The 22,799-nt window shown below is 50.9% G+C and carries 19 protein-coding genes and 1 tRNA gene; 12 read left to right on the top strand and 8 right to left on the bottom strand.

The features are described 5' to 3' along the window. Positions 1–114 precede the first annotated feature (114 nt). The 3 genes from dctP to R0134_RS05725 all read left to right on the top strand — a co-directional run bounded on the left by dctP (position 115) and on the right by R0134_RS05725 (position 3,153). A complete protein-coding gene (gene dctP, locus R0134_RS05735) occupies positions 115–1,137 on the top strand; it encodes a TRAP transporter substrate-binding protein DctP (protein WP_319783860.1) in 1,023 nt (340 codons plus the stop codon). Between the two features lie 73 nt (positions 1,138–1,210). Continuing rightward, positions 1,211–1,876: a TRAP transporter small permease gene (locus R0134_RS05730; RefSeq protein WP_319783859.1), complete on the top strand. Its 666-nt coding sequence runs from the start codon at positions 1,211–1,213 to the stop codon at positions 1,874–1,876. Beyond that, positions 1,873–3,153, top strand: a complete 1,281-nt coding sequence (locus R0134_RS05725) for a TRAP transporter large permease (protein ID WP_319783858.1) — start codon at positions 1,873–1,875, stop codon at positions 3,151–3,153. Before R0134_RS05730 ends, R0134_RS05725 begins: the two co-directional genes overlap by 4 nt. A 302-nt stretch (positions 3,154–3,455) precedes the next feature. Here R0134_RS05725 and purK read toward each other — a convergent pair whose 3' ends face one another. Next, on the bottom strand, positions 3,456–4,523 hold the full coding sequence (gene purK / locus R0134_RS05720) for a 5-(carboxyamino)imidazole ribonucleotide synthase (protein WP_319783857.1): 1,068 nt from the start codon (positions 4,521–4,523) through the stop codon (positions 3,456–3,458). After that, the gene (gene purE, locus R0134_RS05715) at positions 4,520–5,014 is read right to left on the bottom strand and encodes a 5-(carboxyamino)imidazole ribonucleotide mutase (RefSeq protein ID WP_319783856.1); all 495 of its coding nucleotides are present in this window, start codon (positions 5,012–5,014) and stop codon (positions 4,520–4,522) included. Before purE ends, purK begins: the two co-directional genes overlap by 4 nt. 494 nt (positions 5,015–5,508) lie before the next feature. Here purE and R0134_RS05710 point away from each other — a divergent pair, with 494 nt between their 5' ends. Both R0134_RS05710 and R0134_RS05705 read left to right on the top strand, forming a co-directional pair. Next, positions 5,509–7,218: a sodium:solute symporter family protein gene (locus R0134_RS05710; RefSeq protein WP_319783855.1), complete on the top strand. Its 1,710-nt coding sequence runs from the start codon at positions 5,509–5,511 to the stop codon at positions 7,216–7,218. A 19-nt stretch (positions 7,219–7,237) separates the two neighbouring features. Beyond that, positions 7,238–7,369 (top strand): putative transporter small subunit, encoded by a 132-nt coding sequence (locus R0134_RS05705; RefSeq protein WP_319783854.1) that lies wholly within the window; start codon positions 7,238–7,240, stop codon positions 7,367–7,369. An 89-nt stretch (positions 7,370–7,458) separates the two neighbouring features. Here R0134_RS05705 and R0134_RS05700 read toward each other — a convergent pair whose 3' ends face one another. The 3 genes from R0134_RS05700 to R0134_RS05690 form a co-directional block, all read right to left on the bottom strand. Then, entirely contained in the window at positions 7,459–8,232 is a 774-nt protein-coding gene (locus R0134_RS05700) for an NRDE family protein (RefSeq protein WP_319783853.1), read from the bottom strand. Between the two features lie 264 nt (positions 8,233–8,496). Continuing rightward, a complete protein-coding gene (locus tag R0134_RS05695) occupies positions 8,497–9,336 on the bottom strand; it encodes a DNA ligase (protein WP_319783852.1) in 840 nt (279 codons plus the stop codon). Positions 9,337–9,483: 147 nt separating this feature from the next. After that, positions 9,484–10,692: an MFS transporter gene (locus R0134_RS05690; protein WP_319783851.1), complete on the bottom strand. Its 1,209-nt coding sequence runs from the start codon at positions 10,690–10,692 to the stop codon at positions 9,484–9,486. A 229-nt stretch (positions 10,693–10,921) separates the two neighbouring features. Here R0134_RS05690 and mobA point away from each other — a divergent pair, with 229 nt between their 5' ends. Further along, positions 10,922–11,575, top strand: a complete 654-nt coding sequence (gene mobA / locus R0134_RS05685) for a molybdenum cofactor guanylyltransferase MobA (RefSeq protein ID WP_319783850.1) — start codon at positions 10,922–10,924, stop codon at positions 11,573–11,575. A gap of 283 nt (positions 11,576–11,858) precedes the next feature. Here mobA and fabB read toward each other — a convergent pair whose 3' ends face one another. After that, on the bottom strand, positions 11,859–13,073 hold the full coding sequence (gene fabB, locus R0134_RS05680) for a beta-ketoacyl-ACP synthase I (RefSeq protein ID WP_319783849.1): 1,215 nt from the start codon (positions 13,071–13,073) through the stop codon (positions 11,859–11,861). A 105-nt stretch (positions 13,074–13,178) separates the two neighbouring features. On the opposite strand from fabB, the gene mnmC reads away from it, so the two are divergent. Continuing rightward, the gene (gene mnmC / locus R0134_RS05675; protein WP_319783848.1) at positions 13,179–15,170 is read left to right on the top strand and encodes a bifunctional tRNA (5-methylaminomethyl-2-thiouridine)(34)-methyltransferase MnmD/FAD-dependent 5-carboxymethylaminomethyl-2-thiouridine(34) oxidoreductase MnmC; all 1,992 of its coding nucleotides are present in this window, start codon (positions 13,179–13,181) and stop codon (positions 15,168–15,170) included. Positions 15,171–15,544: 374 nt separating this feature from the next. On the opposite strand, the gene R0134_RS05670 is transcribed toward mnmC, so the two are convergent. After that, the gene (locus R0134_RS05670; RefSeq protein ID WP_319783847.1) at positions 15,545–16,048 is read right to left on the bottom strand and encodes a DUF922 domain-containing protein; all 504 of its coding nucleotides are present in this window, start codon (positions 16,046–16,048) and stop codon (positions 15,545–15,547) included. A 208-nt stretch (positions 16,049–16,256) separates the two neighbouring features. Here R0134_RS05670 and corA point away from each other — a divergent pair, with 208 nt between their 5' ends. The 3 genes from corA (at position 16,257) to R0134_RS05655 (ending at position 18,614) form a co-directional block, all read left to right on the top strand. Further along, complete coding sequence (gene corA, locus R0134_RS05665) at positions 16,257–17,204, top strand: magnesium/cobalt transporter CorA (RefSeq protein ID WP_319783846.1); 948 nt, start codon at positions 16,257–16,259, stop codon at positions 17,202–17,204. 44 nt (positions 17,205–17,248) lie between these two features. After that, on the top strand, positions 17,249–17,713 hold the full coding sequence (locus R0134_RS05660) for a CreA family protein (protein WP_319783845.1): 465 nt from the start codon (positions 17,249–17,251) through the stop codon (positions 17,711–17,713). A 301-nt stretch (positions 17,714–18,014) separates the two neighbouring features. Continuing rightward, the gene (locus R0134_RS05655) at positions 18,015–18,614 is read left to right on the top strand and encodes a pentapeptide repeat-containing protein (RefSeq protein WP_319783844.1); all 600 of its coding nucleotides are present in this window, start codon (positions 18,015–18,017) and stop codon (positions 18,612–18,614) included. A gap of 531 nt (positions 18,615–19,145) precedes the next feature. Here the strand turns inward: R0134_RS05655 and uvrB are convergent. After that, complete coding sequence (gene uvrB / locus R0134_RS05650; RefSeq protein WP_319783843.1) at positions 19,146–21,146, bottom strand: excinuclease ABC subunit UvrB; 2,001 nt, start codon at positions 21,144–21,146, stop codon at positions 19,146–19,148. A 155-nt stretch (positions 21,147–21,301) separates the two neighbouring features. On the opposite strand from uvrB, the gene R0134_RS05645 reads away from it, so the two are divergent. Continuing rightward, positions 21,302–21,377, top strand: a tRNA-Asn gene (locus R0134_RS05645). Between the two features lie 601 nt (positions 21,378–21,978). Further along, entirely contained in the window at positions 21,979–22,785 is an 807-nt protein-coding gene (gene nagB, locus R0134_RS05640; RefSeq protein ID WP_319783842.1) for a glucosamine-6-phosphate deaminase, read from the top strand. The last annotated feature ends 14 nt before the right edge of the window (positions 22,786–22,799 follow it).

Genomic DNA, 22,799 nt, shown 5'->3' with positions numbered 1-22,799 from the left:
ATCAAAATTTATATTCTTGAATGAATCTGGGTTTGCAATACTGCGGCCACGCAAATAGATTTAACATGTTGTTTACAAAAAAGTAGAACTTGGCAATCAATGGAGATGATGAACATGACTACATTTAAAAAACAATTCAAAGCGCTGGTGCTTTCAACCTCCGTCGCCCTGACTCCCGCCCTCGCCATGGCCGAAGAATGGAAGTTCGCCATCGAGGAAATTCCCGGCTCGATCATGGATGCTTACGCCCAGGAGTTCAAAAAGCGCATCGAAGACAAGACCAAGGGTGATGTCACCATCAAAGTCTATCCCCTCGGCACTTTGGGCACTCCTACCGAGTTGGTCGAACTGGTCGCCGACGGTGTAGTACAGTTTGCCAACGTCTCGGTGGGCAACCTGGGCACCATAGTGCCCGAGTCACAGATATTTCTGCTGACCTATACACTGCCCTCGGACTCGGCCGTCATCTCTGACTTACTGACCTCTAGCCAGATGATTTACGGTGAACTCGGCAAAGACTTTGAAGCCAAGGGTCTGAAACTGCATACCATGTACTCGGAAGGTCCGCAGGTTTGGACCACCAACCGCGAAATTCGTACTCCCACCGACTTCGATAACTTCAAGATGCGCGTCATGGTTTCTCCCATCCTGCTCAAAGCTTACGAGGATCTGGGTGCCAGCCCAACTCCCCTGCCCTTCGGCGAAGTCTATGGTGCCCTGCAGCTCAAGCAGGTAGACGGCCAGATCAACCCAGTGCCGGCCATCGAAGAAATGAAGTTTTACGAAGTAACCGACTATATGATTTGGGCCGGCGAACAGGAGCTGGTGACCTCGGTCATGTCAGGTACCGACTGGTATGACAGCCTGCCGGCCGAACGCCAGCAACTGATCGGCGAGACTACTGCCGAGATGCAGAACTTTGTACAAGGCGTGGTCACTGAATTCAACGAAGACAAGCTGGCCAAGATCAAGGCGGCCAGACCCGACATCAAGATGATTGAACTGACCGAGGAGGAACGCTCAGCTTTCCGTGAACGCAGCAAAGCAACTCACTCGGCCTATATCGACATCACCGGCAAACGGGGACAAGTACTGCTCGATGCACTGCTGGCCGAGGTTGAAGCTGTGAAGCGCTAACCTACTGTAGCCTGCCCCATGCCTGACAAAGGGCAGGCCTTTCACCCCGCTTACCCAAACCGAGGTCAAGCCGATGCCCTTATATCTCGCCCTAACCAGAATTTTGACCCTCACCGACAAGCTCATCGGCAAAGCCGAGATATACGTGCTTGGCTGGGGCATCATCATCATGGCCGTTAATACCATTGCCAATGTGTTTGGCCGTTACCTGTTTTCGCAAAGTATCTATTTCACCGAGGAACTCAACGAGTTTCTGATCGTCATCATCACCTTTATGGGCTTGGGTTATGTCACCCGCAAGGGCCGTCATATCCGAATGTCCGCCCTCTATGACCTACTATCGACACGCTACAAGAAACTGCTAATGATCATCATCGCCTCCCTGACCGCAGTAGCAATGTTCACTCTGGCCTGGTATGCCTTCGAGTACGTCGCCAAGCTCGCCAGCCGGGGGCGGGTAACTCCTGCGCTACAGTTTCCCCTTTACCTGACCTATATCTGGGTGGTGCTCGGTTTTGCCGTGACCGGCATCCAGTATGTGTTAACGGCATTCAGGAATCTGAACTTGTCCGAGGAAGATGTTTATATCTCCTTCAGTACCGTAGATGAATATCTGGACCCCGAAATTGCCGAAGTACTGCACCTCTACCAACAGGACCATGATATTGACAGCACAGAGCAAGAGCAGTCAGCAAAAATAACGAGCACACAGTCCGTCTACAAGGAGAATAAATCATGACGATGATGATGTTCGCAGTAATGATCCTGCTGCTGTTGGCCGGTTTCCCGATGATGATGCCACTGCTGGCGGCTGCCATGCTGGCCTTTATTGTCTACATGCCGGATCTGAGCCTGCAGGTAGTAGTGCAACAAATGATCGGCGGGGTCAAACCCGCCGCCCTGATTGCCGTCCCCATGTTTATTCTTGCCGCCGATATTATCACCCGGGGTCATTCGGCCGATCGGCTGGTAGATGTAGTGATGCGCTTTATGGGTCACATACGCGGAGGACTGGCTGTCTCGGTTACCGCCGCCTGCGCCCTGTTCGGTGCCGTGTGCGGCTCAACCCAGGCAACCGTAGTGGCAGTTGGCGGCGCCATGCGTCCGCGGATGCTGAAGGCTGGCTACAACGATTCCTTTTCGATCGGCCTGATCATCAATGCCGCCGATCTGGCTTATCTGATCCCCCCCTCCATCGGTATGATTATCTATGGCGTCATCTCTGGCACCTCGATCTCCGAATTGTTCATCGCCGGTCTGGGACCTGGGCTGCTGATCATTGTGCTGTTTTCACTCTATTGCATCTGGTATGCAAAACGACACAACATCCCCGTTGAACCCAGGGCCAGTTGGGCAGAGCGTCTGACCTCCATCCGTCGCGCAGTCTGGCCGCTGGGGTTTCCGGCGATCGTCGTCGGCGGCATCTACGGCGGTGTTTTCAGCCCGACCGAAGCCGCGGCCGTATGTGTACTCTATGCCTTGATTCTGGAACTCGTCATCTTCCGCTCAATAAAGGCCCGCGATGTGTTTGATATCGCACTGTCGACCGGCGCCGTAACCTCTGTGGTTTTCATCCTGATCGCCGCCGGTGCCGCTTTCTCCTGGGTATTGTCTTACGCACAGATCCCTCAGCAGCTCATCGCCGCGATAGGACTGGATGAAGCAGGCCCCATCATGACCATGGTGGCCATCAACATCGCCTTTTTCGTCGGCTGCATGTTCGTCGATTCGGTGGTGGTGATCCTGATATTGGTCCCCATCTTTGCGCCTCTGGTCAATGCGGCCGGGCTCGACCCGGTATTGGTGGGTGTTGTGATCACCCTGCAGGTAGCGATCGGCGCAGCCACTCCCCCTTTCGGCTGCAACATCTTCACCGCTGTCGCCGTGTTCCGGCGCCCGTTTGTTGATGTTATCCGAGGCGTGCCACCCTTCTTGCTGATATTATTAGTTGTCGCTGTCTTGCTAGTCGCCTTCCCCCCGATAGCCTTGTTCTTGAGGGACCTCGCTTTCCGGTAAAGGTGTGAGGCTGGAATGTGGCCGACTAAAGTTGACAATGAAGATATTGCGCCCAGTACCCATACGAAGGGCAAACCGTGCAGAATAAATTTGCACCTACAAAGTCAAAATCAAGGTCAAACGTTCTCCGTAGCCGCCACTGTTGCTGAACGAAGAGTTTCGGTGGGCCAGCCTAGCTGGGTAGTTTTAAATGTAGCGTGAAGCGTGAAAAACTACCCGCCCACTTTATCTCAATAAAAAGCCCCGAGCAGCATGACTGATCGGGGCTTTTTTGTGCGCGTTACAACAACTTACGTCGGAAGTTAATCCAGCTGGCTGCGCAACCAGTTAAGTACTTCCGCGTAGGTCACGGGTAGCATAGTTTGCAGCATATCCAGCGCCGCCTTGGTGTTCGCATGGTTGTCGAGACAGAAGTTGATGTGCCCTACCTTGCGGCCCACACGTACTTCTTTGCCATACCAGTACAGCTCGGCACCGGGTACTGCCAACCAGGCATCGTTGCGCTCGGTACCCACTAAATTCACCATCACGCTGGTGTTTTTAACGGTGGGTTGTACCAATGGCAGCTTGGCCACGGCACGCAGATGCGCTTCAAACTGGCTGATATTGGCGCCAGCTTGCGTCCAGTGGCCGCTGTTGTGCACGCGGGGTGCCAGCTCATTAACCAGCAGCGTATCGCCTAAGCGGAAGCACTCCATGGCCATTACGCCCACGTAGTCTAAGTGGTTCATTAGCTTGCCCAGCATCTGCTCGGCTTTTTCTTGCAAGTGCGCAAGGCGCGGCAAAGGTGCCACCGATCCCAGCAAGATACCGTCTACGTGCAAGTTAAGGGTCAGCGGATAAAAGAAACACTGGCCGTCAGCGGTACGCATACCCACTACCGACATTTCTTCGTCAAAGTCGATGGCTTGCTCGGCGATACACACTTGATGCCAGCCTTCTGGCACCGCATCACGCCCTGGCTCACGTAACCAATGTTGGCCACGACCGTCGTAACCGCCGGTGCGCTGTTTAAGTAATACGCGCTCGCCTAAGCGCTCATGCAAGCTCTCGGCCGTGGTACCGGTCTCGACCAACTGCCAAGGCGCCGTGGCTAAGCCCAGCTCATCAATCAGGGATTTTTGCGTAAAGCGATCCGCTAAGCGCGGAAATGTCTGCAAGTTAACGAAAGCGCCGTGGCTGGCCAATTGGCGGGTCGCTGCCGTATCGGGCCACTGCTCACGCTCGGCGGTCACTTGCTCATGGGCCAGCAAGGGCAGCGTTTCTTCTGATTCTATATCTACCGGTTGCACGTCTAAATTAAGCGGCATGCCGGCATGCTTGAGCATTTGGCCTAATTGGCCGGCACCCAGTACCCAAATACGGCTCATGCTTGTGCCCTCGGATCAGGATTGGCCAATACGGTGTCGGTTTGTTGCTGGCGAAAGGCGTCTAGGCGCTCGGCCAGTGCAGGGTCGTTATTGGCCAATATTTGGCAAGCCAATAGCCCCGCATTAAAGGCACCCGCTTCACCTATGGCCAGCGTGCCCACCGCCACCCCTTTGGGCATTTGGGCGATAGACAGCAGGCTGTCCATGCCATTAAGGGCACGGCTTTGTACCGGCACCCCTAATACGGGCAGGCGGGTTTTAGACGCCACCATGCCGGGTAAGTGCGCAGCACCACCGGCGCCGGCAATAATCACTTGAAAACCGCGCCCGACTGCCTCTGCGCTAAATGACATCAGGCGGTCGGGAGTGCGGTGCGCCGACACCACTTCCACTTCATAAGGCACCTGTAATAAATCCATAATTTCGGCGGCGCCTTCCATGGTGGGCCAATCACTTTTTGAGCCCATGATGACGGCAACTTTTGCTTGCATGACTACTCCTGGTTAACAAGGTTTACGGCGGTGTGGCGCTGTTTTAATAACACGCACACCAGCTCAGCATTTCGGTGGATCTGGGGGGTGCGCAATTATAGCGAAACGGGACTTTGTCGGCTAGTGAAGTAAGCCAGATTCTGGCCTAAGCTGGACAAAACCTGAGTTTAGCGTTAAGTTAACTGCTTGTTTTTGTAGTTGAATGAAATTGAATGAAGTTGAATACCGTCACAGGAGGTGTCCCCGCCATGTTTGGTGCCATTGAAGCTTTGCCCTGAGTCACGACCTTCTGTGTCGTCGACCACACATCACCCGGCTCTCGCCAACGTCTCTAGCTTTTAATTTTTAATATCGTTTTATTAGCGCTTTTTCGCGTCCGTTGTCGCAAGCCTGGTCGTCTTTTAAATGCCACTGCAGTTGCTTAATCCGCCACTGTAGCCGGGCATTTTTCTATTGATCTCGAGTGTAAACTCGATTGAGTAATGGAGACTACCTTGGAACTCTATCAATTCTCTAGCATCACAGTATTGCTGCTGCTGGGCGCCTTTTATGGCGGAACCTACTTTTTAACCACCCTCATCAAGAAAGATGAAGAAGATGCAGATTCCTTTATGGTGGCTAACCAACGCATCGGTTATGGCATGGGGGCGGCCAGTATGACCGCCACTTGGATTTGGGCCGCGTCTTTTTACGCAGCGGCTACTTCTGGCTATAAATACGGTATCTCTGGGCCTTTGCATTACGGCCTGTGGGGTGCGCTGATGATTTTATTTATCTATCCGTTTGGTCGCCGCTTTCGGGCACTGGCCCCTAAGGCGCACACCTTAGGCGAGCTGATTCATGCGCGCCACGGTTCATCCAGCCAGCTGATTTTAGCCTTCTCTAATATCTTGGGCAGTATCATCAGCTTAATGGTGAACTTTACCGCCGCCGGTGCCTTGGTGGCTGTACTCTCACCCTTGTCATTTCAAACCGGCATCGTGATTGCTGGATTTGGCGTGCTCAGTTATACGCTGTGGTCGGGCTTTAGAGCCTCAGTGTTTACTGACTTCGCGCAACTGATCGCCTTAATGGGTATCGCCATCGTTATTATCCCTGCGGTGCTGTTTGCCATGGGTGGCCCGAGCGTCATGCTCGAAGGCTTCAGTAATATGAGCTCGGAACAGGTGGACTTGTTCTCGATGGACGCCATCTTAAACCAAGGAGCGCCCTTCTTTATTGCGGTGCTGGCCTATGCCATCGGTAACCAAACCATTTCTCAACGCTTGTTTGCAGTGAATGAAAAACACATTAAATCGACCTTCTTAACTGCCACTTTGGGCTACGGCGCCATCGTGATTGGTTTGGGTATGATAGGTTTAATGGCGCTAACCTTGGGCGTACAGCCGCTTAATGGGGAAGAAAATAACCTGATCCCACAAATGGTGTCGTCCTACTTGCCGCCGTTTTTCATCGGCTTATTCTTTATCTTGGTGATTGGCTCTTTGTCTTCCACCGCCGACTCTGACTTATCGGCGCTATCAGCCATCGTGATGGCCGATGTCTATGGTAAAAACCTTGCCCGTGGCAAAGTAGACCCCAAACGCATGCTGTTTATTGGCCGCATGACCATGGTGGCCGCCACTATGATCGGTATCATTCTCGCCAGTTACTCGTTCGATATCTTAGTGATGCTGGTGTTTGTGGGCGCCTTGTGGGGAGCCATAGTGTTCCCAGTAATTGCCAGCTGCTATTGGGACAGGATCACTAACCTCGCCTTTACCAGTGCGGTAATAGTGGGCTTAGTGTTGTTCTTGGTGGCACGCTCTGAGCTGTTCCCCATGGTGGGCACAGTAGCGCTGGGCTTTGAATTACTGGCCTGTATTGGTGCTGGCGTGGTGATCGGCTTAATGACCTTTGGCTTTTTCGGCAAGTGGCCGGGCTTTGTGGCAGGCACCATTGCCGCCTTGGTCATGACCTATTTCGCGACCGGCTTCTTACGTGAATACACGGTATTGCTGTCATCACTGGTGGCTTACGGCTCCAGTACCTTAGTGTGCGTGGTGGTCAGCTTGTTTAATCAAGAGCGCTTTGACTTTGACTTAATCGCCAAGCGCGTAGGTCATTACGATAATCGCAACGACGTACTGCCCAAGGCCAATAAAGGCCTGCGCCCAGTACATGCTAAGTCGACTCACTCTGCTCATACTTCTCACTCAAGCTAATGGCTAATAAGGAGTCCTAATGAACGAATTAACCTTAAGCGCCTATATTTTAGTGTGGCCTGCGCTGTCACTCTGGATATTGGTGGTGCTGTGTCGGGCGGTATTAAAAGACCTGCGACTGGCGAAAAAAGAAAAGCGCGGTTTAGTGTAAGCCTAGATTTAGGTGTAAAACGCAAACTGCAGTAACAATAAGGCGAGCCCAGGGCTCGCCTTATTTTTTGGCTAAGTGACAGCTTTGCGTTACGCGCTGGGCAGAATAAGTTGCAGGCGCTGCGTGCTGATAAGCTCTGCCTGAGCACCACGGCTGCGCTCGATAATATCGAGTTGCTGATCCTTGATGCACAAGTAGGTTTGAGCGCGGGTGCCGTAAGTAGGGCTATGAATAAATGCCGACGACAAGAGTAATTCCAGCTCAGGGCTCACGCCGGTATCAGGTAAACATTCAGGTGCGGCCTGAGTGGCGTCGTCTAATAAGGCAAAGGCGGAGGCTTCATCCGTGTCGTCTAACTGGGCTAACCCCTGCTTAAGGCGGATCAATTTGGGCCAAGGCGTATTGAGCTGGGCATTAGATAAACCATAGCTGCCGGCGCTTAAACGCCTTGCCTCACCACCGAGGCGGTTGCCGCCATACCAAAGCTCGCCCTGTTCCTGCTCCATAGCAAGGTCGCCCAGCAACAGATTAAAACCGGCGTATTCCTCACTTTGGCTAAGCATTTGTTCTAAATAAATCTCTGGGCTTAATGAGCTGGTTAAAAAATTTGTCACCAGCTCACCACGACTGCGTTTACCCACACTCATCTGTGCTTCTCGAACATTGGTCAGTGCCGCAAACCGGCCACTGCGATTTACCCCGAGCCAAGTGCCGCCCGCTTCTTGATCCCGACCAGCCCAAATATTGGGCGAGTCTGGCCACCAATCGGCAGCAGCCGTGGGGCGTGCATAAAATTCATCACGGTTGGCCAATAAGTGCAGCTGCCTAGCTTGGGGCTGCCACGAAAACGCAATCAAGCACACGAATTAGTTTCCTCAAGGTGGTAAGTAACAAAACCACTTTATACTAATGAGCGTGAAATTGAGGCTTTTTGTGTGGCAATGATGTGAAGGGTGAAGAGGACGACGATGTCTTGCTTGGGCTGACAGCGTACGGCGTATAGCGGTGTCTCACCCTTCATCTTTAGCAAGACGTTCGCTGCGCAAAACTGGCCGACTAAAGATGGCCTCTACCAAAGACGGTGTCTGTCTTTAACTGACAGCTACGGCTTAAAGCTCCCGAAGGGCCTAAGGATCTTCTTTGCGCTCACGCATAAAGTAGGCAAAGCGCGGTTGTCGTTGTTGGGTTTCGCCTTGATAGCGATAGGTCACGGTAGATCCCACCGCGGGCGGTGTTTGGCGCTGCACATCACTAAAGCCGGTGCCTAAGCGAAACTGCCGGCCATCAGGCGTTTCCACTAACAAAGCCCCTAACATGCCTTGGTACTTACCAAACCCTGGCAAATGCGCCACTACCTTGGCTTCTGCATCTTGAAACTGCTTGAGCTTGAGTAAGCCTTGATTGCGCCCTGCTTGGTAACGGCTGTGTTTGTGGCGTAGCATTAAGCCCTCGCCGCCGCTCGACTCTACGTCTTTTAACAGCTTAGCGAGGGCCGTATTATCCGTGAGCCGCTGCTGCTCAATAAGCTGTAAGTAAGGCGTATCTATTGGGGTCAATAATTGTTCCAGCTCACTCAGTCTGGCTTCAAAGAGTGCGCTGCTTTGGGGTAAATCAAACACCATAAACCGAATTTGGCGCCATTCATCTTCTTGAGGCTGATACCGGCGCACCGCCGCCGAGAGCGCGTCAAACTGGCCACGGCCCAGCCAGAGTTCTCCGTCTAAATGGGTACTGGGAAAGTCTGCCACAAACCAATCGGGCACCACAAAGCGATGCCCAGCCCGTGACCAGAGCGCTTCTCCATCCCAGTAGGCGCGCACGCCATCGAGTTTTTCACTTACCCAATAACGACTGGCATCTTGTTGCTGATAATTGGCGGCTAATTGCAGCGGTGGGGCATTAGGATGCTGAGCGGTGACCACCATAGTGACCACTGCCAGCGGTAATAATAAGGGAAGATAATTCATATAAGCCCTCCTTGGCCTATGAGCGCTTGATTAACACCATCAAGCACCCATAAGCATAGGAGAGAACACAGTATGCAGTTCTTCAGCCACTAGCCGCCTGACATTCGATGGCTTGAGTTAAGGCCGTAAGTAAGGCGTGCAGCGCTCTTAAAGCTTACTTTGATCGGGTTTAACTTTAATGGGTCGTGCTGCCGACCAACCGCTGGCCAATTGGCCCAGCTGTAAGACCAGCAGCAACAATAATGCCCACTGCCAATGGCCGCTGATATCACGCATTAACCCTAACGATACCGGCCCTAAGGCGGCCAGTAAATAGCCAATACTTTGTGCCATGGCCGACAGCGCTGTGGCCTGCGCCGTGTTCTCGGCACGCAGCACAAAGAAGGACAACGCCAAGCTTAACGCACTGCCACAGCCCATGCCGATAAATGACGCCCACAACAAAGGTGCCGCGTTGGGCTGCCACCAAAGACCTGCAATACCGATGAAAGACACCATAAAAGTGCCCACTACTAGCAGCCGCTGGTTGGCCATTTTTGCCGCTAAAATCGGTACAAATAAGTTAAATGGAATACTCACCAAGTTAATAAAAGCTGTGGCCGTGCCCGCTTGATGGGCATCTAAGCCATTTTCGAGCAGAATTTTTGGCAACCAAGTGGCCATGGAGTAAAAATAAAATGACTGCAGGCCCATATAAAAGGTAATCGACCAAGCAATTTTATCTCGCCATAGGCTGACTCGTACCGGGTTAGCTGGTCTGCCAACCCCTTTTACGCGGATCATCGGCAACCAAAACAGCACACAAAATAGCGGAAATATTGCCCACATGGCTACCGGCACACGCCAGTTATCAAACTGCTCCAGCAAGGGAATGGCAAGATATACGCCCATGCCGGCACCTGCCGTCAAGGTCACCGAATACAAGCCTGTCATCAGACCCACTCGGTGGGGAAAAAAGGCTTTTACCAGGCCTGGGATTAACACATTCAGCACCGCAATGGCCGAGCCCAGTAACAAGGTACCTAAAATGATCAGGGCATAATTATCCACCAACCTGAGTCCCACCCCCAGGCTGATCACCATGAGCCCAACAATCGATAACCACTGGGGCGCCCACCTGCGCGTTAGCCAAGGCACGCAAATAGACACAATACCAAAGCAGAGTAACGGCAGCGTGGTCAGCATACTGAAGGCACTGGCGCTGATATTCAGCGCGGCACGAATTTCCGTCACCAAGGGCCCCACCACCACCAAGCCACCTCGTAAGTTGGCGGCCGCCAGCATTAGCGCGACTATCGCCAGCAAGGCAATAACGGGCCGACCGACAAAAGGTCCGTTGGGCGTGCTTGTCGTCATTATTATTCCTTAAGGTGCATAATTAAATGAATGGTCAGGGGCAGGCGCGATAACATACACAGACCTTGAACGGTCAAGATGCATCACCTATTGCGTATTGGCAGCAAAATCAAAGTCATCCATGTTAGGATTTGTCTGCTCATAGAGCAAATGGTCTAGCCGCAGATCCCGCCTCTTACTATGGTATACGGCGGATATCAGGCTTAAAGCGGTAACAATAGGGAATGTGATGTTAGATCCAAAGCAGATCACGGCTGTTATTTTGGCCGGTGGTGAAGGTCGCCGTATGAAAAAGGCGGATAAAGGGCTGATTACCTTATGGGGCAAGCCTTTGATAGCGCACTTATTAGCGCGCCTTACCCCACAAGTGGCCAATGTCATCATTAATGCCAATCGTAACCAAGCTCTCTACCAACAGTATGCCCCCGTCATTACTGACAGAGTGACTGACAGCCTTACCGGTTTTGCTGGCCCGTTAGCCGGATTTGAAGCCGGCCTTCGCCATGCCCTTAGCGAGTGGGTGTTATTTGTACCCTGCGACAGCCCCTTGGTACCCGCTGATTTAGCCGAGCGACTGTGCGGTGCCGTTACTCATGCAGGTCAAATAGCCATCGTGGATGATGGTATCCACTTACATGCCGCTACCGCCCTACTGCATCGGTCGTTATTGCCATCGCTACAGCATTATTTAGCGGTCGGTGATCGTAAATTACAACTGTGGTTTGCTCAGCACGAATTATTAAAAGTAGACTTTAGTGACCAAGTTGCCGCTTTTACCAATCTCAATACACCAGAGGCACTGGCGCAGTTAGAGCAAGAACAGCCGAAGGACCATTTCGCAACGGAATCCGCGAAACCCACGGAAAATAGTAATAAAGCCTAAAACAGAGACGTTATGGAGGGGCAAAAGATAACGTCTAGCTCCGACGAAATGCAAGAGTAAACGTTCGCTTACAAAAGCTCGCTCTCTTTAAATTTAGGGGGTTATTTGAGTTAGCTCTTACCCCGTAAAATATTTTTCAGATATGATCTTTATTTTTCCGTGTTCTTCCGTGTATTCCGTGGCAGAAAAGTTTTTCATTTTTAAAGTCACTCTGTTGCACAGGATCAAAAAAGGACACCGAAGCGTCCTTTTTTAGTATTGACTCAAGCCACAGTATAAAGGATTAACCTTTGTACTTACTGAATACCAAGCTGGCGTTAGTGCCGCCAAAACCAAAGCTGTTTGACATCACAGTGTCTAATTCAACTTCTTTGTACTCGGTAACGATAGGCAGATTTTTCGCCTTTTCGTCCAGCTCGGTAATGTTGATGCTCGGCGCAATAAAACCGTGCTCCATCATCAGCAAGGAGTACACAGCTTCGTGTACGCCTGCCGCACCCAGCGCATGACCGGTCATGGCTTTAGTGGCAGAGATGAAAGGCGCATTATCACCAAATAAATTATTGATGGCTTCCAACTCTTTTACATCGCCCACCGGCGTTGAAGTGCCGTGAGTATTGATGTATTGCACAGCTGCTGGTGCGGTGGCCATGGCTTGTTGCATGCAACGTACCGCGCCCTCGCCTGAGGGTGCAACCATGTCGTAGCCGTCAGAAGTGGCACCGTAGCCGGTAATTTCAGCGTAGATTTTAGCGCCACGCTTCAACGCGTGCTCTAATTCTTCTACTACTACCATGCCGCCGCCGCCAGAGATTACGAAGCCATCACGGCCCGCATCATAGGTACGAGAAGCCAGTTCAGGGGTGTCGTTATATTTGCTCGACAATGCACCCATGGCATCAAACTGCAGTGCTAGCGTCCAATCCACTTCTTCACCACCACCGGCGAAGACGATGTCTTGTTTGCCTAACTGAATTTGCTCTAATGCATGACCAATACAGTGTGCAGAAGTCGCACAGGCTGAACTGATGGTGTAGTTGATGCCTTTGATTTTAAACGGCGTCGCCAAGCAAGCAGACACGGTCGAAGACATGGTACGCGGCACCATATAAGGACCCACGCGACGCACGCCCTTGGTACGCAGAATATCGCACGCTTCAATCTGGTTTTTAGAAGAAGCACCACCTGAACCGGCCACTAAGCCAGTACGCTCGTTCGATACCATTGACTCATCAAGGCCCGAATCAGCAATTGCCTGTTCCATAGAAAGATAGGCAAAGGCGGCTGCATCACCCATAAAACGCATCACTTTGCGGTCTATGTGCTCTGATGGAACCATGTTTATGTTTCCCCAAACATGGCTGCGCAAGTTATGATCGGCGAATTGCTGGGAGAAGCTGATACCGGAGCGGCCCGCCTTGAGTGAGGCCAAAACCTCTTCTTGATTGTTACCAATGCTCGACACCACACCGATACCGGTAATGACTGCTCTTCTCATCTCTCTTTCCTACTGTCTTGATTTGCCGCCAATTCTAACCATAAAGAAAGGTTAAAGTGGTCTGCTTTCACATAAAATAGCCGCTTTTACGGCCCCGGAGGTTTAGTGTCACCCCACTTCATTACAACCGCGTGTCTGGACTGGAATGACCAAGGCACGCCGGTCGCTGCTGCGTTCGACGATGTCTACTTTTCTAACGACGATGGTCTGGCCGAAAGTCGTTATGTATTTCTCGGCCAAAATGACCTACCCAACCGTTGGCTCAATCACGACCGGCCACTATTTGTAGTGGCCGAAACCGGCTTTGGCACCGGTTTAAACGTACTGGCTACTTGGCAGGCTTTTATCGACTATCGTCGGCAACATCCGCAAGGTAACGCCCAGCGACTGCACCTGATCAGCGTGGAAAAATTTCCACTTCACCACACAGATCTAAGCCAAGCACTGGCCCAATGGCCAGAGCTTAGCACTTTAAGCGCACGTTTGTTAGCTGAATATCCACTGCCAATTAGCGGCTGTCATCGACTGCAATTAGACGAGAACGTGAGCCTAGATTTGTGGCTAGGAGATGTCACCCAAGTGCTGCCCAGCATGGAAGCAGGCTTGAACGGCAAGGTAGATGCTTGGTATTTAGATGGCTTTGCGCCCAGTAAGAACCCCGAGATGTGGACGCCTGAATTATTCACTCAATTAGCGCGTTTATCCCGCAATGGTGCCACGCTTGCCACCTTCACGGCCGCGACCTTAGTGAGGCAGGATTTAACAGCGGCAGGCTTTGAGATTAAGCGGGTAAAAGGCTTTCGCTACAAACGCGAAATGTTAGCCGGCGTTTTGCTGCGTCATCACCGCCAACCTTACGCCGCCCCCTGGTTTTGGCGCCGCCCGGGCCGAATTGGCCACACCGTTATCGTGGGTGCCGGCATTGCTGGCGCTTGTCTCGCCCATGCGCTAACGCGACGCGGTATGCAGGTCACTTTACTAGAGCAACATGCGGCACCCGCACAAGGTGCATCGGGCAATCGCCAAGCGGCCATTTATCCGCTGTTAAACGGCGAGCACGATAATTTAAGTCAATTTTATTTACAGGCTTTTTTACATGCCCGCCGCACCCTCTCCGCCTTTACCGAGCAGCATCAAGTGGCGCACGACTGGTGTGGCGTGGTGCAGTTGGCGTATGACGAAACAAGTACAGCTAAAATAACCAAGTTATTGGCCCATCATTTTCCCGACACTTTATTGGCCAAGCTTAACGCGGAGCAAGTTAATGCCCGTACCGGGATTGCCGCTAATTTAGCAGGGGTAGAATATCCGCTGGGCGGCTGGATTTGCCCCTTTGAGCTGATTACTGCTTTGTTGGCTCAGGCCAAGCAAACGGGCTTGCTGCACACCCGCTATCACACTCAGGTAGAGAGCTTACAGGAGCAGGACGACCAATGGTTGCTAACCACAAGTACCGGTGAGGTGCAGGCAGACAATGTGTTTTTGGCCAACAGCCATGGCGTGTTGGATCTGGTGCAAACCCAAGGCTTGGCGCTGTCGGCGGCGCGCGGCCAAGTCAATTACCAAGCCAGTGCGCCCTCCTTAACTTCATTAAAAACCGTGGTTTGTTATCACGGCTACCTGACCCCAGCCTGGCAAGGGCTACATTGCATTGGCGCCAGTTATGGCCGCGACCAAGTGCACCTTGAGTACAGCGCCACAGACGAGCAAGAAAATCACCATAAATTGGTGCAGACCTTACCCGCTTTGGATGATCTGCCCCTGATCAGCGGTTCAGGCCGAGTTGGCGTACGCGCCACCTCTCGGGATCATTTTCCGATGGCAGGTGCGGCACCCAACAAGGCCGCGCAACTTAAGCAATTTGATAAGTTACAACGACGCCAAGCGCAAGCGGTGCCATTAGCCGAGGATCATGCAGGCTTGTATGTATTATCGGGCTTGGGTTCGCGGGGGGTGTGCTCGGCGCCTTTGTTGGCTGAGCTGTTAGCGGCACAATTATGCGACGAGCCTTATCCGGTCTCGCGCCCTATTCTTGATAGTCTAGCGCCCAATCGGCATTGGACACGTAAGTTACTAAGAGGCCAGCCGCTGCGCTAAGCGGCCTTTTAGCGCAGCTCTTAATACAACCTGATTACTTATGAGCCTCAGCCATTATGCCCGATACTTCGGTTTGTTTTTTCTAACTGCCCGGTTGGCTCTAAGGCCAAGGGTCTAGCACTTGTAGCAGCCAATTTATTCGGCTGGCCAGCTCCGCTGGCTGTGTGAAGTTTAAGAATAAAACCAAAACCGTGCCGAAGTCCTCTTCGCCGAAGAGACGGGCATCTTCCTGTAACTCATTGAATTCATTGATGCTGAACTCACTGAGATATGGCTGAGCTTTGTGAGTAATCAGATAATACAATAAGCCCAGCTGATTTAGACTGGACTTATGATGAGCGATGTAATTCTACGGGAGCTTATTCAGGCTTGGCTTATTCCGGTTTAATTAGGCCAAGCTGGCGGCCATAATCATTTTGCTGCTGAAAATCACGCAGCAAGGTTTGGGCGATGTCCAGCTGATGATAGCCGACGCGATCGGCCACCTCATGCAGCTGCTCACAGTTGACTTGCGGCGCAATTTGAAATAAAGAGTGCTCTAACCATTCCGCCGATAATAAGGCGCGCTCACGCACTAAACGCTCATAACTGGTTAACGCCAACCGGTAATTTTGCCAAGCGGGCGTTTGTGGCCACTCCAAGGGCTCAGTCACGGTCGCGGTGAGTGAGACCAACACTTGGGAGGGCAAACAGCCTTTTTCCGTGTGCTGGCCCGACAATTGCCAAGACAAGCGATAATCCACATCCGCCAAACTGGGCTCTAGCGCACTCGAGCCATAAATATCCACAGTTTGTCGGGCTTTCAATACCATATTATTGGCCCACGCCGGCAGCGCCAGCAATAATATCAGGCCCCAACTCCAAGATAATGGTTTCAATATCGCTCTCCAAAATACTATCTGCGCGCAGAGCTTCATTATAGGCGCTCGGTATAATCAAGTCATTTGAGTCTAGTGCTATCTTACTCGATTTAGACACAAAAAATGCACAAAACCGTCGCAACTCCCTGACATCTCACCCCTGCCTCTATATTGGCTCTAGCAGCTGCGTTATAGTGCGCACATTGTTAATTGGTTGGAGCGCTGCATGATCACAGCCTATACCCTGAATGGCACATCCTTCAATATTCAGCCCCTCGACTTAGAAGCTGAGTTACCGCCTAATGTCGTGTGGCTGGATATCTTAAAGCCCAGTGAAGACGAACAGCACTGGATGAAGCAGTTATTTGTGGAAGAAATGCCGGAGCTCGACGAGCTTGACGACATTGAAGCCTCGGCGCGTTTTTATCGCGACAAAGACGGCCTGCATATTCATTCGCTGTTTCCGCAACGCTTGGGCAAAGAGATAGACGGCATCAACGTGCTCTTTAACTTGCGCAACAACATGCTGATCAGTTTTCGTGAAGATGACTTAGGTCTGATCCGCCTATTACGCCATTATATGCGCCAAGACCGCGTTGAAGCCGACAATGCCACTGACCTGCTCTTGGAAATATTCGAGCTAAAAGTCGAATATATTTCTGACTTGATTGAAGACGGCTACAAAACGCTTGAACAAACCGCCAAACAAGTGCTGCACGTCACCAACTTGCACAGCACAATGGCGGACTTGATGCAGCAAGAAGACGGCAACGGCCATATTCGCTTGGCGCTCTATGATACCCGTCGGGCGTTGCGTTTTATGAAGCGCTCCTTGCGCCAGCAATCCGACGACGAACAGCGCCGTTGGATTGATGAAATGCTCTACGACATTGAATCTTTATTGCCCCATACTCAGTTTTTGTTCGATAAAATCAACTTCCAACTGGACGCGGCGCTGGGCTTTACCAGCTTAGAGCAAAGCAAGGTGATCAAGATATTCTCGGTCGCGGCCGTGGTGTTTTTACCGCCTACGCTGATCGCCAGTATCTATGGCATGAACTTTGAAATCATGCCGGAATTTGGTTGGAAATATGGCTACCCCATGTCCCTGGTGATGATGCTGATGTCCGCGTGCGGCACTTATTACTTCTTTAAACGCAAAGGCTGGCTGTGAGTATTCTCAGCCTCGGCTCTTGGTTAACATGTTAGGAGAATCGTATGTATAAACGCCTTGCCATCGTACTGGCAGCGCTGACGCTCAGCGGCTGTGATAACAATGAGGTGGGGGATGTGTCGCTCGGCATGTTCACCACCAAAGACATTAAAATCGAAGTATTGGCAGACCCTTTAGTACCGGGCGTCACCTGCCATATGTCGAACGTGGTCGCCAATTTAAACTTGGCCGACCCGTCCGATATGGCGATCAGCTGTCGACAAACCGGTGAAATCACCTCGGCTATGATAGCGGCCATCGACAAGTCTAAAAGTGGCGACGTTGTGTTCAAGAAATCAAAAAGCATTTTCTTGAAAAGTCTGAAGATTCGCCGTATTTACGATGAACAGAGCCAGTCATTACTGTATTTGGCCTACAGCACCAAAGAAACCACTGGCAGTTATAAACACGCCATGTCGACCGTACCCCTGTGGGGCACAAAAGCCTATCAAACGCCAACTCAGCCCTAAGCTTTACCAGAAAGCGGGATGTCTTACGCTTTACGCTAAGCTGACAAATATAAAACACCAACTAGTTTGGTGTTTTTTTGTAGGCGAACACTTGTTCTCGCATTACAACCCGAGCGTAAATTATGTTGGGCATAGCCCAGAACATCAATTAAAAACTAACCAAGACCGTGGCGAAGTCTCTTTGCCTAAGAGGCGGCCACACTACAAAACACAATACTCTCTGAAAGACTGTCCTAAACCATGCTGAACTCAATTCAGTATCGGTAAGGCGATAATAAGTACAAAACAACAGGAGACACCAGTGCAAAAAATTCAAGACGGCGAGTGCTATGTAGAACAAACGTTTAGCCGTTTATCCTTCATTGAGGGTGATTTTTCAGGTGTGGAATTTGAAGACTGTACCTTTGAGCATTGTGACTTTTCTGGTAGCACTTTTGCTCGTGGCAAGTTTATTGACTGTACCTTTAAGCACTGCAATTTAAGCCTGATGAAGGTGCCGAGCACGCGCTGGTTTGGCGTGGAATTTATTGAGTGTAAATTGGTGGGTGTGGATTGGACCAAAGCCGACTGGCCAGTGTTCCATTTAGACTCAGAGCTGCGTTTTAAACACTGCATCTTAAATGACGCTTCATTTTTTGGTCTTACCTTACAAGGGCTGCGGCTTGATGAATGTAAGTGTCATGAAATGGACTTTAGAGAAGGGGATTTTTCCAACTCTTTCATGACCCACTGTGATTTTACCAACAGTGTATTTATGCGCACTAACCTGCAAAGCGTCGATTTTACTGAGTCAGAAAATTTTAATATCCATGTGTTAGAGAACAAAATCGATAATGCCACCTTCTCCCGCTTCGCCGCGCTCAATCTGTTATTCAGCCTTAATATCGAGTTAGTAGACTGACATACAAGCGCCCGGGTCCCAGCTAAAAGAGAACCCTGACTCGGCACCTTTTCTTGGCCCTTGCCGTCTTACTGGTATCGGGTCTAGCCCGGCATGACGGCCCCGGTATCTCGCTTTTAAACATTACCTGATTACCCACAAAGTTCAGCCATGTTTCAGTGAATTCAGCACCAATAAATTCAATAGGTTACAGAGATGTGCCCGCCTATTCGGTAAAAATATGAGGCTCAGTTTGGTATTTTGACCTTGTAGGGGCCAATTTATTCGGCCCGGTTTGGTGTTTTGGTTTAAATTTAAACCTCAGTAACAGCCAGCAGAGCTGGCCTGCCGAAGTCCTCTTTATTAAAGAGACGGGGCAGCTACAAAGAACAAACCAAAACAGCGCACATCATGGCTGAGAGTCATACGTAATCAGGAAACATTAAAACCTAAAAGCAGATCCTGACTTTCGTCAGGAAGACGGCAAAAGACACGAAGCCAACAAAAGAAGGTGTTTAACTTTTGGCTGCGTGCTGGGCGCTTTATTTGCTCTTAGCTGCGAATTAGTTGATCGCGCAGGGCGTGAATGCGGTCGCGGGTCGCGGCGGCTTGTTCAAACTCCAGGTTTTGCGCGTGAGTCACCATGACTTTTTCAAGCTCGGTGATCTGTTTATCCAGCTCTTTGGCGGTAGGCAGATGCTCAGGCATGAGACTCTTATCTTTGGCACGCTTAGAGCCGATACGCTTGGTGCCGTCTAAGTCCAACACGTCGGTCACCGCTTTGTTTAGGCCTTTAGGCGTAATGCCATGCTCTAGGTTAAAGGCGTGCTGCAGCTCGCGACGGCGCTCGGTTTCATTGATGGCAGCACCCATAGAGCGGGTAATTCTGTCGCCGTAGAGAATGGCCTTGCCGTTTAAGTTACGCGCAGCCCGGCCTATGGTCTGAATAAGCGAGCGCTCCGAGCGTAAGAAGCCTTCTTTATCCGCATCCAAAATCGCCACCAAGGACACTTCTGGCATATCCAGCCCTTCGCGCAGTAAGTTAATGCCCACCAGCACGTCAAATACGCCTAACCGCAGGTCACGAATGATCTCCATGCGCTCCACGGTATCGATATCCGAGTGTAAGTAGCGCACCTTTAAACCGTGATCCGATAAATATTCCGCTAAATCTTCGGCCATGCGCTTGGTTAAGGTGGTTACTAGTACCCGCTCGTTCACGGCAATGCGCAAGCGAGCTTCCGACAATACGTCATCAACCTGAGTGGCCACTGGGCGCACTTCTATCACAGGATCCAACAAACCAGTAGGCCTCACTACCTGCTGAGCTACATCGTCACCGGATTTTTCCAGCTCATAGGCGCTCGGTGTGGCCGAGACAAACACGGTTTGCGGCATCAATGCTTCAAATTCATCAAAGCGCATCGGTCGGTTGTCCAGCGCCGAGGGCAGACGAAAGCCGTATTCCACCAGCGTTTCTTTACGGGATCGGTCACCTTTATACATGCCACCAATTTGCGGCACCGTCACGTGGGACTCATCAATGATCAACAGACCATCACCGGGTAAATAATCAAATAAGGTAGGCGGTGCTTCGCCCTCGCCGCGCCCAGATAAATAACGCGAGTAGTTTTCAATGCCTGAGCAATAACCCAACTCTTGGATCATTTCGATATCAAATTGAGTGCGCTGGCTGATGCGCTGCTCTTCTATCAGCTTATTGGACGACAGCAATTGCGTCTTGCGCTCTTGCAGCTCGAGCTTAATGTGTTCGATGGCACCCAATAGTTTTTCCCGCGGCGTCACATAGTGAGTTTTCGGATAAATAGTAAAGCGCGCCAGCGTTTGCGACACGCCACCCGTTAAGGGATCAAATAAGCTTAAACGCTCTATCTCATCATCGAATAGCTCGACCCGTACCGCTTGGTTATCAGACTCGGCGGGGAAAATATCAATCACCTCACCGCGCACCCTAAAAGTACCGCGCTGAAAGCCCGCGTCGTTGCGCTTATATTGCAGCTCGGCTAAGCGACGCAGCATATCGCGCTGCTTGAGCACATCACCGACGCGTAAATGCAGCATCATGCTTAAATAAGACTGCGGATCACCCAAACCATAAATGGCCGACACCGAGGCCACGATAATCACGTCGCGCCGCTCCATCAGTGCTTTAGTCGCCGACAAACGCATTTGTTCTATGTGATCGTTAATAGAGGCGTCTTTTTCGATAAAGGTATCGGTAGTCGGCACATAGGCTTCGGGCTGATAGTAGTCGTAGTAAGAAACGAAATACTCCACCGAGTTATGGGGGAAGTATTCTTTCATTTCACCATACAACTGGGCCGCCAAGGTTTTGTTGGGCGCTAAGATCATGGTAGGTCGATTGAGCGTGGCAATCATGTTAGCGATGGTAAAGGTTTTGCCAGAGCCGGTAACGCCGAGCAAAGTTTGATGGGCAAGCCCCGCTTCAATCCCACCTAGCAACTGGGCAATGGCCGTAGGCTGATCGCCGGCAGGCTGGTAGGGGCTGACCAGTTGAAAGTCTTTGCTCATTTTTCACTCTCCTCACACATTAATCATCAGTTTACCCCTTATAGCGCAGTAAAATTAAGCAAAAACTCCGCTTGAGCCACTGAATGACAAAATATACGGTTTAGCCTTGACGCTGGCCGCTAGCCTGCGTATTATCTGCGGCCTCCTCGTGAGATTCCCCCTTAGTTCAGTTGGTAGAACGCCGGACTGTTAATCCGTATGTCGCTGGTTCAAGTCCAGCAGGGGGAGCCAAATTCGCACTAATATTTCAGAGTTATCCACTAGCTAGTCTGTACTTCCCCTCAAAAATCCACATTTTATTTTCTTGCTCTAATCTCGTTGTTATCCTTAAGATAACGAACGATATTTGACCATTCCCGTTGTCAAGTATTTGATTTTTAAGTATTTTGTTTTTGGTTAAAAAACTCTCATCTTATCTGAGAAGCCTGCTGCCACTGGCCTTAACTGAGATTTGCAGAGGTAATCCACAGCCTTATCCACAGAAATAGTGGATAAGTCAGTCTAAGCCAGTGCCCCTGTGACTTACGCGACCTTGTGCATAACCTTTTTACTTTTTAGTCCCCAGTCTGCGACTTGACAGCTCAAATAAAGCCTGCGCCACTTTACGGTGTTAAAAAGGTTAACTGCGGACTTTCACGCCTCATTAAGTCAAGTTAAGCCTTACTTTTAACTGCTTGACGGTTTTTTTATTACCAACCGCAGAAAAAGTCACACTATCTATCATTAAGAGGGGCAGGTGTGGCCTGCGGTGATAATTTTTAAGCGCCACTTTAATTAATCTAGGGCTGAAATATGGTAGTCTTTAGGTTCGGTTATCCATAAGAACTCACTCATGCGTTTGATACCTTTTACCCACGCAGCACAAGTCTGTCATTGGGCCGCTCATCATATTAGCGACCGCATTAATGCTTTCGCCCCCACTGCCGAGCGCCCATTTGTGTTGGGCCTACCAACCGGCAGCACGCCCTTGGCCACCTATAAAGAACTGATCAGCTTGCATCAGGCGGGTAAAGTCAGCTTTCGTCATGTGGTGACCTTTAACATGGATGAGTACATAGGGTTGCCCGCGGATCATCCGCAAAGCTATCGTAGCTTTATGTTTGAAAACTTTTTTCAACATATTGATATCTTGCCTGAGCATATTCATATCCCTAATGGCAATGCGGATGACCTAGACGCCGAGTGCCAAAAATATGAAACGGCAATTCGCCAATTTGGCGGCATTCATTTATTTATGGGCGGCGTGGGCAGTAATGGCCATATTGCGTTTAACGAACCGCACTCCGCCTTTGACTCACGCACTCGCATTACCGAACTTACCGCAGAAACCCGCCAAGATAATTCGCGATTTTTTGATAACGATTTAGCGGACATGCCCCACACCGCGATCAGCATTGGCATCGGCACCCTGCTTGACGCCGAAGAAGTATTATTACTGGTCACCGGTGAGCATAAAGCCGAAGCACTACAAGCGGCCGTGGAAGGCGAAGTGAGCCCGCTGTGGCCTATTTCTTGTTTACGCTTGCACGAGCGCAGCATTCTTGTTTGCGATGAGCCTGCATCTCGTCTATTAAGTGTTACACCTACGTTTGCCGACACATTTGCCGACAGTGTTTCGTCTGCAATCACCGCGCCTTAATTTTAGGTAATCTT

The sequence above is a fragment of the Oceanisphaera sp. IT1-181 genome (assembly GCF_033807535.1).
In the GTDB taxonomy this organism is placed as follows: domain Bacteria; phylum Pseudomonadota; class Gammaproteobacteria; order Enterobacterales; family Aeromonadaceae; genus Oceanimonas.
Note: the sequence above shows the minus strand (reverse complement) of the source record. Positions and strands in the feature narration are given on the sequence as shown.

What these genes read in the sequence shown, in the direction of transcription:
- dctP (WP_319783860.1), top strand. Translation starts at nt 115, where the DNA reads ATGACTACATTTAAAAAACAATTCAAAGCGCTGGTGCTTTCAACCTCC.
- R0134_RS05730 (WP_319783859.1), top strand. Translation starts at nt 1,211, where the DNA reads ATGCCCTTATATCTCGCCCTAACCAGAATTTTGACCCTCACCGACAAG.
- R0134_RS05725 (WP_319783858.1), top strand. Translation starts at nt 1,873, where the DNA reads ATGACGATGATGATGTTCGCAGTAATGATCCTGCTGCTGTTGGCCGGT.
- purK (WP_319783857.1), bottom strand. Translation starts at nt 4,523, where the DNA reads ATGAGCCGTATTTGGGTACTGGGTGCCGGCCAATTAGGCCAAATGCTC.
- purE (WP_319783856.1), bottom strand. Translation starts at nt 5,014, where the DNA reads ATGCAAGCAAAAGTTGCCGTCATCATGGGCTCAAAAAGTGATTGGCCC.
- R0134_RS05705 (WP_319783854.1), top strand. Translation starts at nt 7,238, where the DNA reads ATGAACGAATTAACCTTAAGCGCCTATATTTTAGTGTGGCCTGCGCTG.
- R0134_RS05695 (WP_319783852.1), bottom strand. Translation starts at nt 9,336, where the DNA reads ATGAATTATCTTCCCTTATTATTACCGCTGGCAGTGGTCACTATGGTG.
- R0134_RS05690 (WP_319783851.1), bottom strand. Translation starts at nt 10,692, where the DNA reads ATGACGACAAGCACGCCCAACGGACCTTTTGTCGGTCGGCCCGTTATT.
- mobA (WP_319783850.1), top strand. Translation starts at nt 10,922, where the DNA reads ATGTTAGATCCAAAGCAGATCACGGCTGTTATTTTGGCCGGTGGTGAA.
- fabB (WP_319783849.1), bottom strand. Translation starts at nt 13,073, where the DNA reads ATGAGAAGAGCAGTCATTACCGGTATCGGTGTGGTGTCGAGCATTGGT.
- corA (WP_319783846.1), top strand. Translation starts at nt 16,257, where the DNA reads ATGATCACAGCCTATACCCTGAATGGCACATCCTTCAATATTCAGCCC.
- R0134_RS05660 (WP_319783845.1), top strand. Translation starts at nt 17,249, where the DNA reads ATGTATAAACGCCTTGCCATCGTACTGGCAGCGCTGACGCTCAGCGGC.
- uvrB (WP_319783843.1), bottom strand. Translation starts at nt 21,146, where the DNA reads ATGAGCAAAGACTTTCAACTGGTCAGCCCCTACCAGCCTGCCGGCGAT.
- nagB (WP_319783842.1), top strand. Translation starts at nt 21,979, where the DNA reads ATGCGTTTGATACCTTTTACCCACGCAGCACAAGTCTGTCATTGGGCC.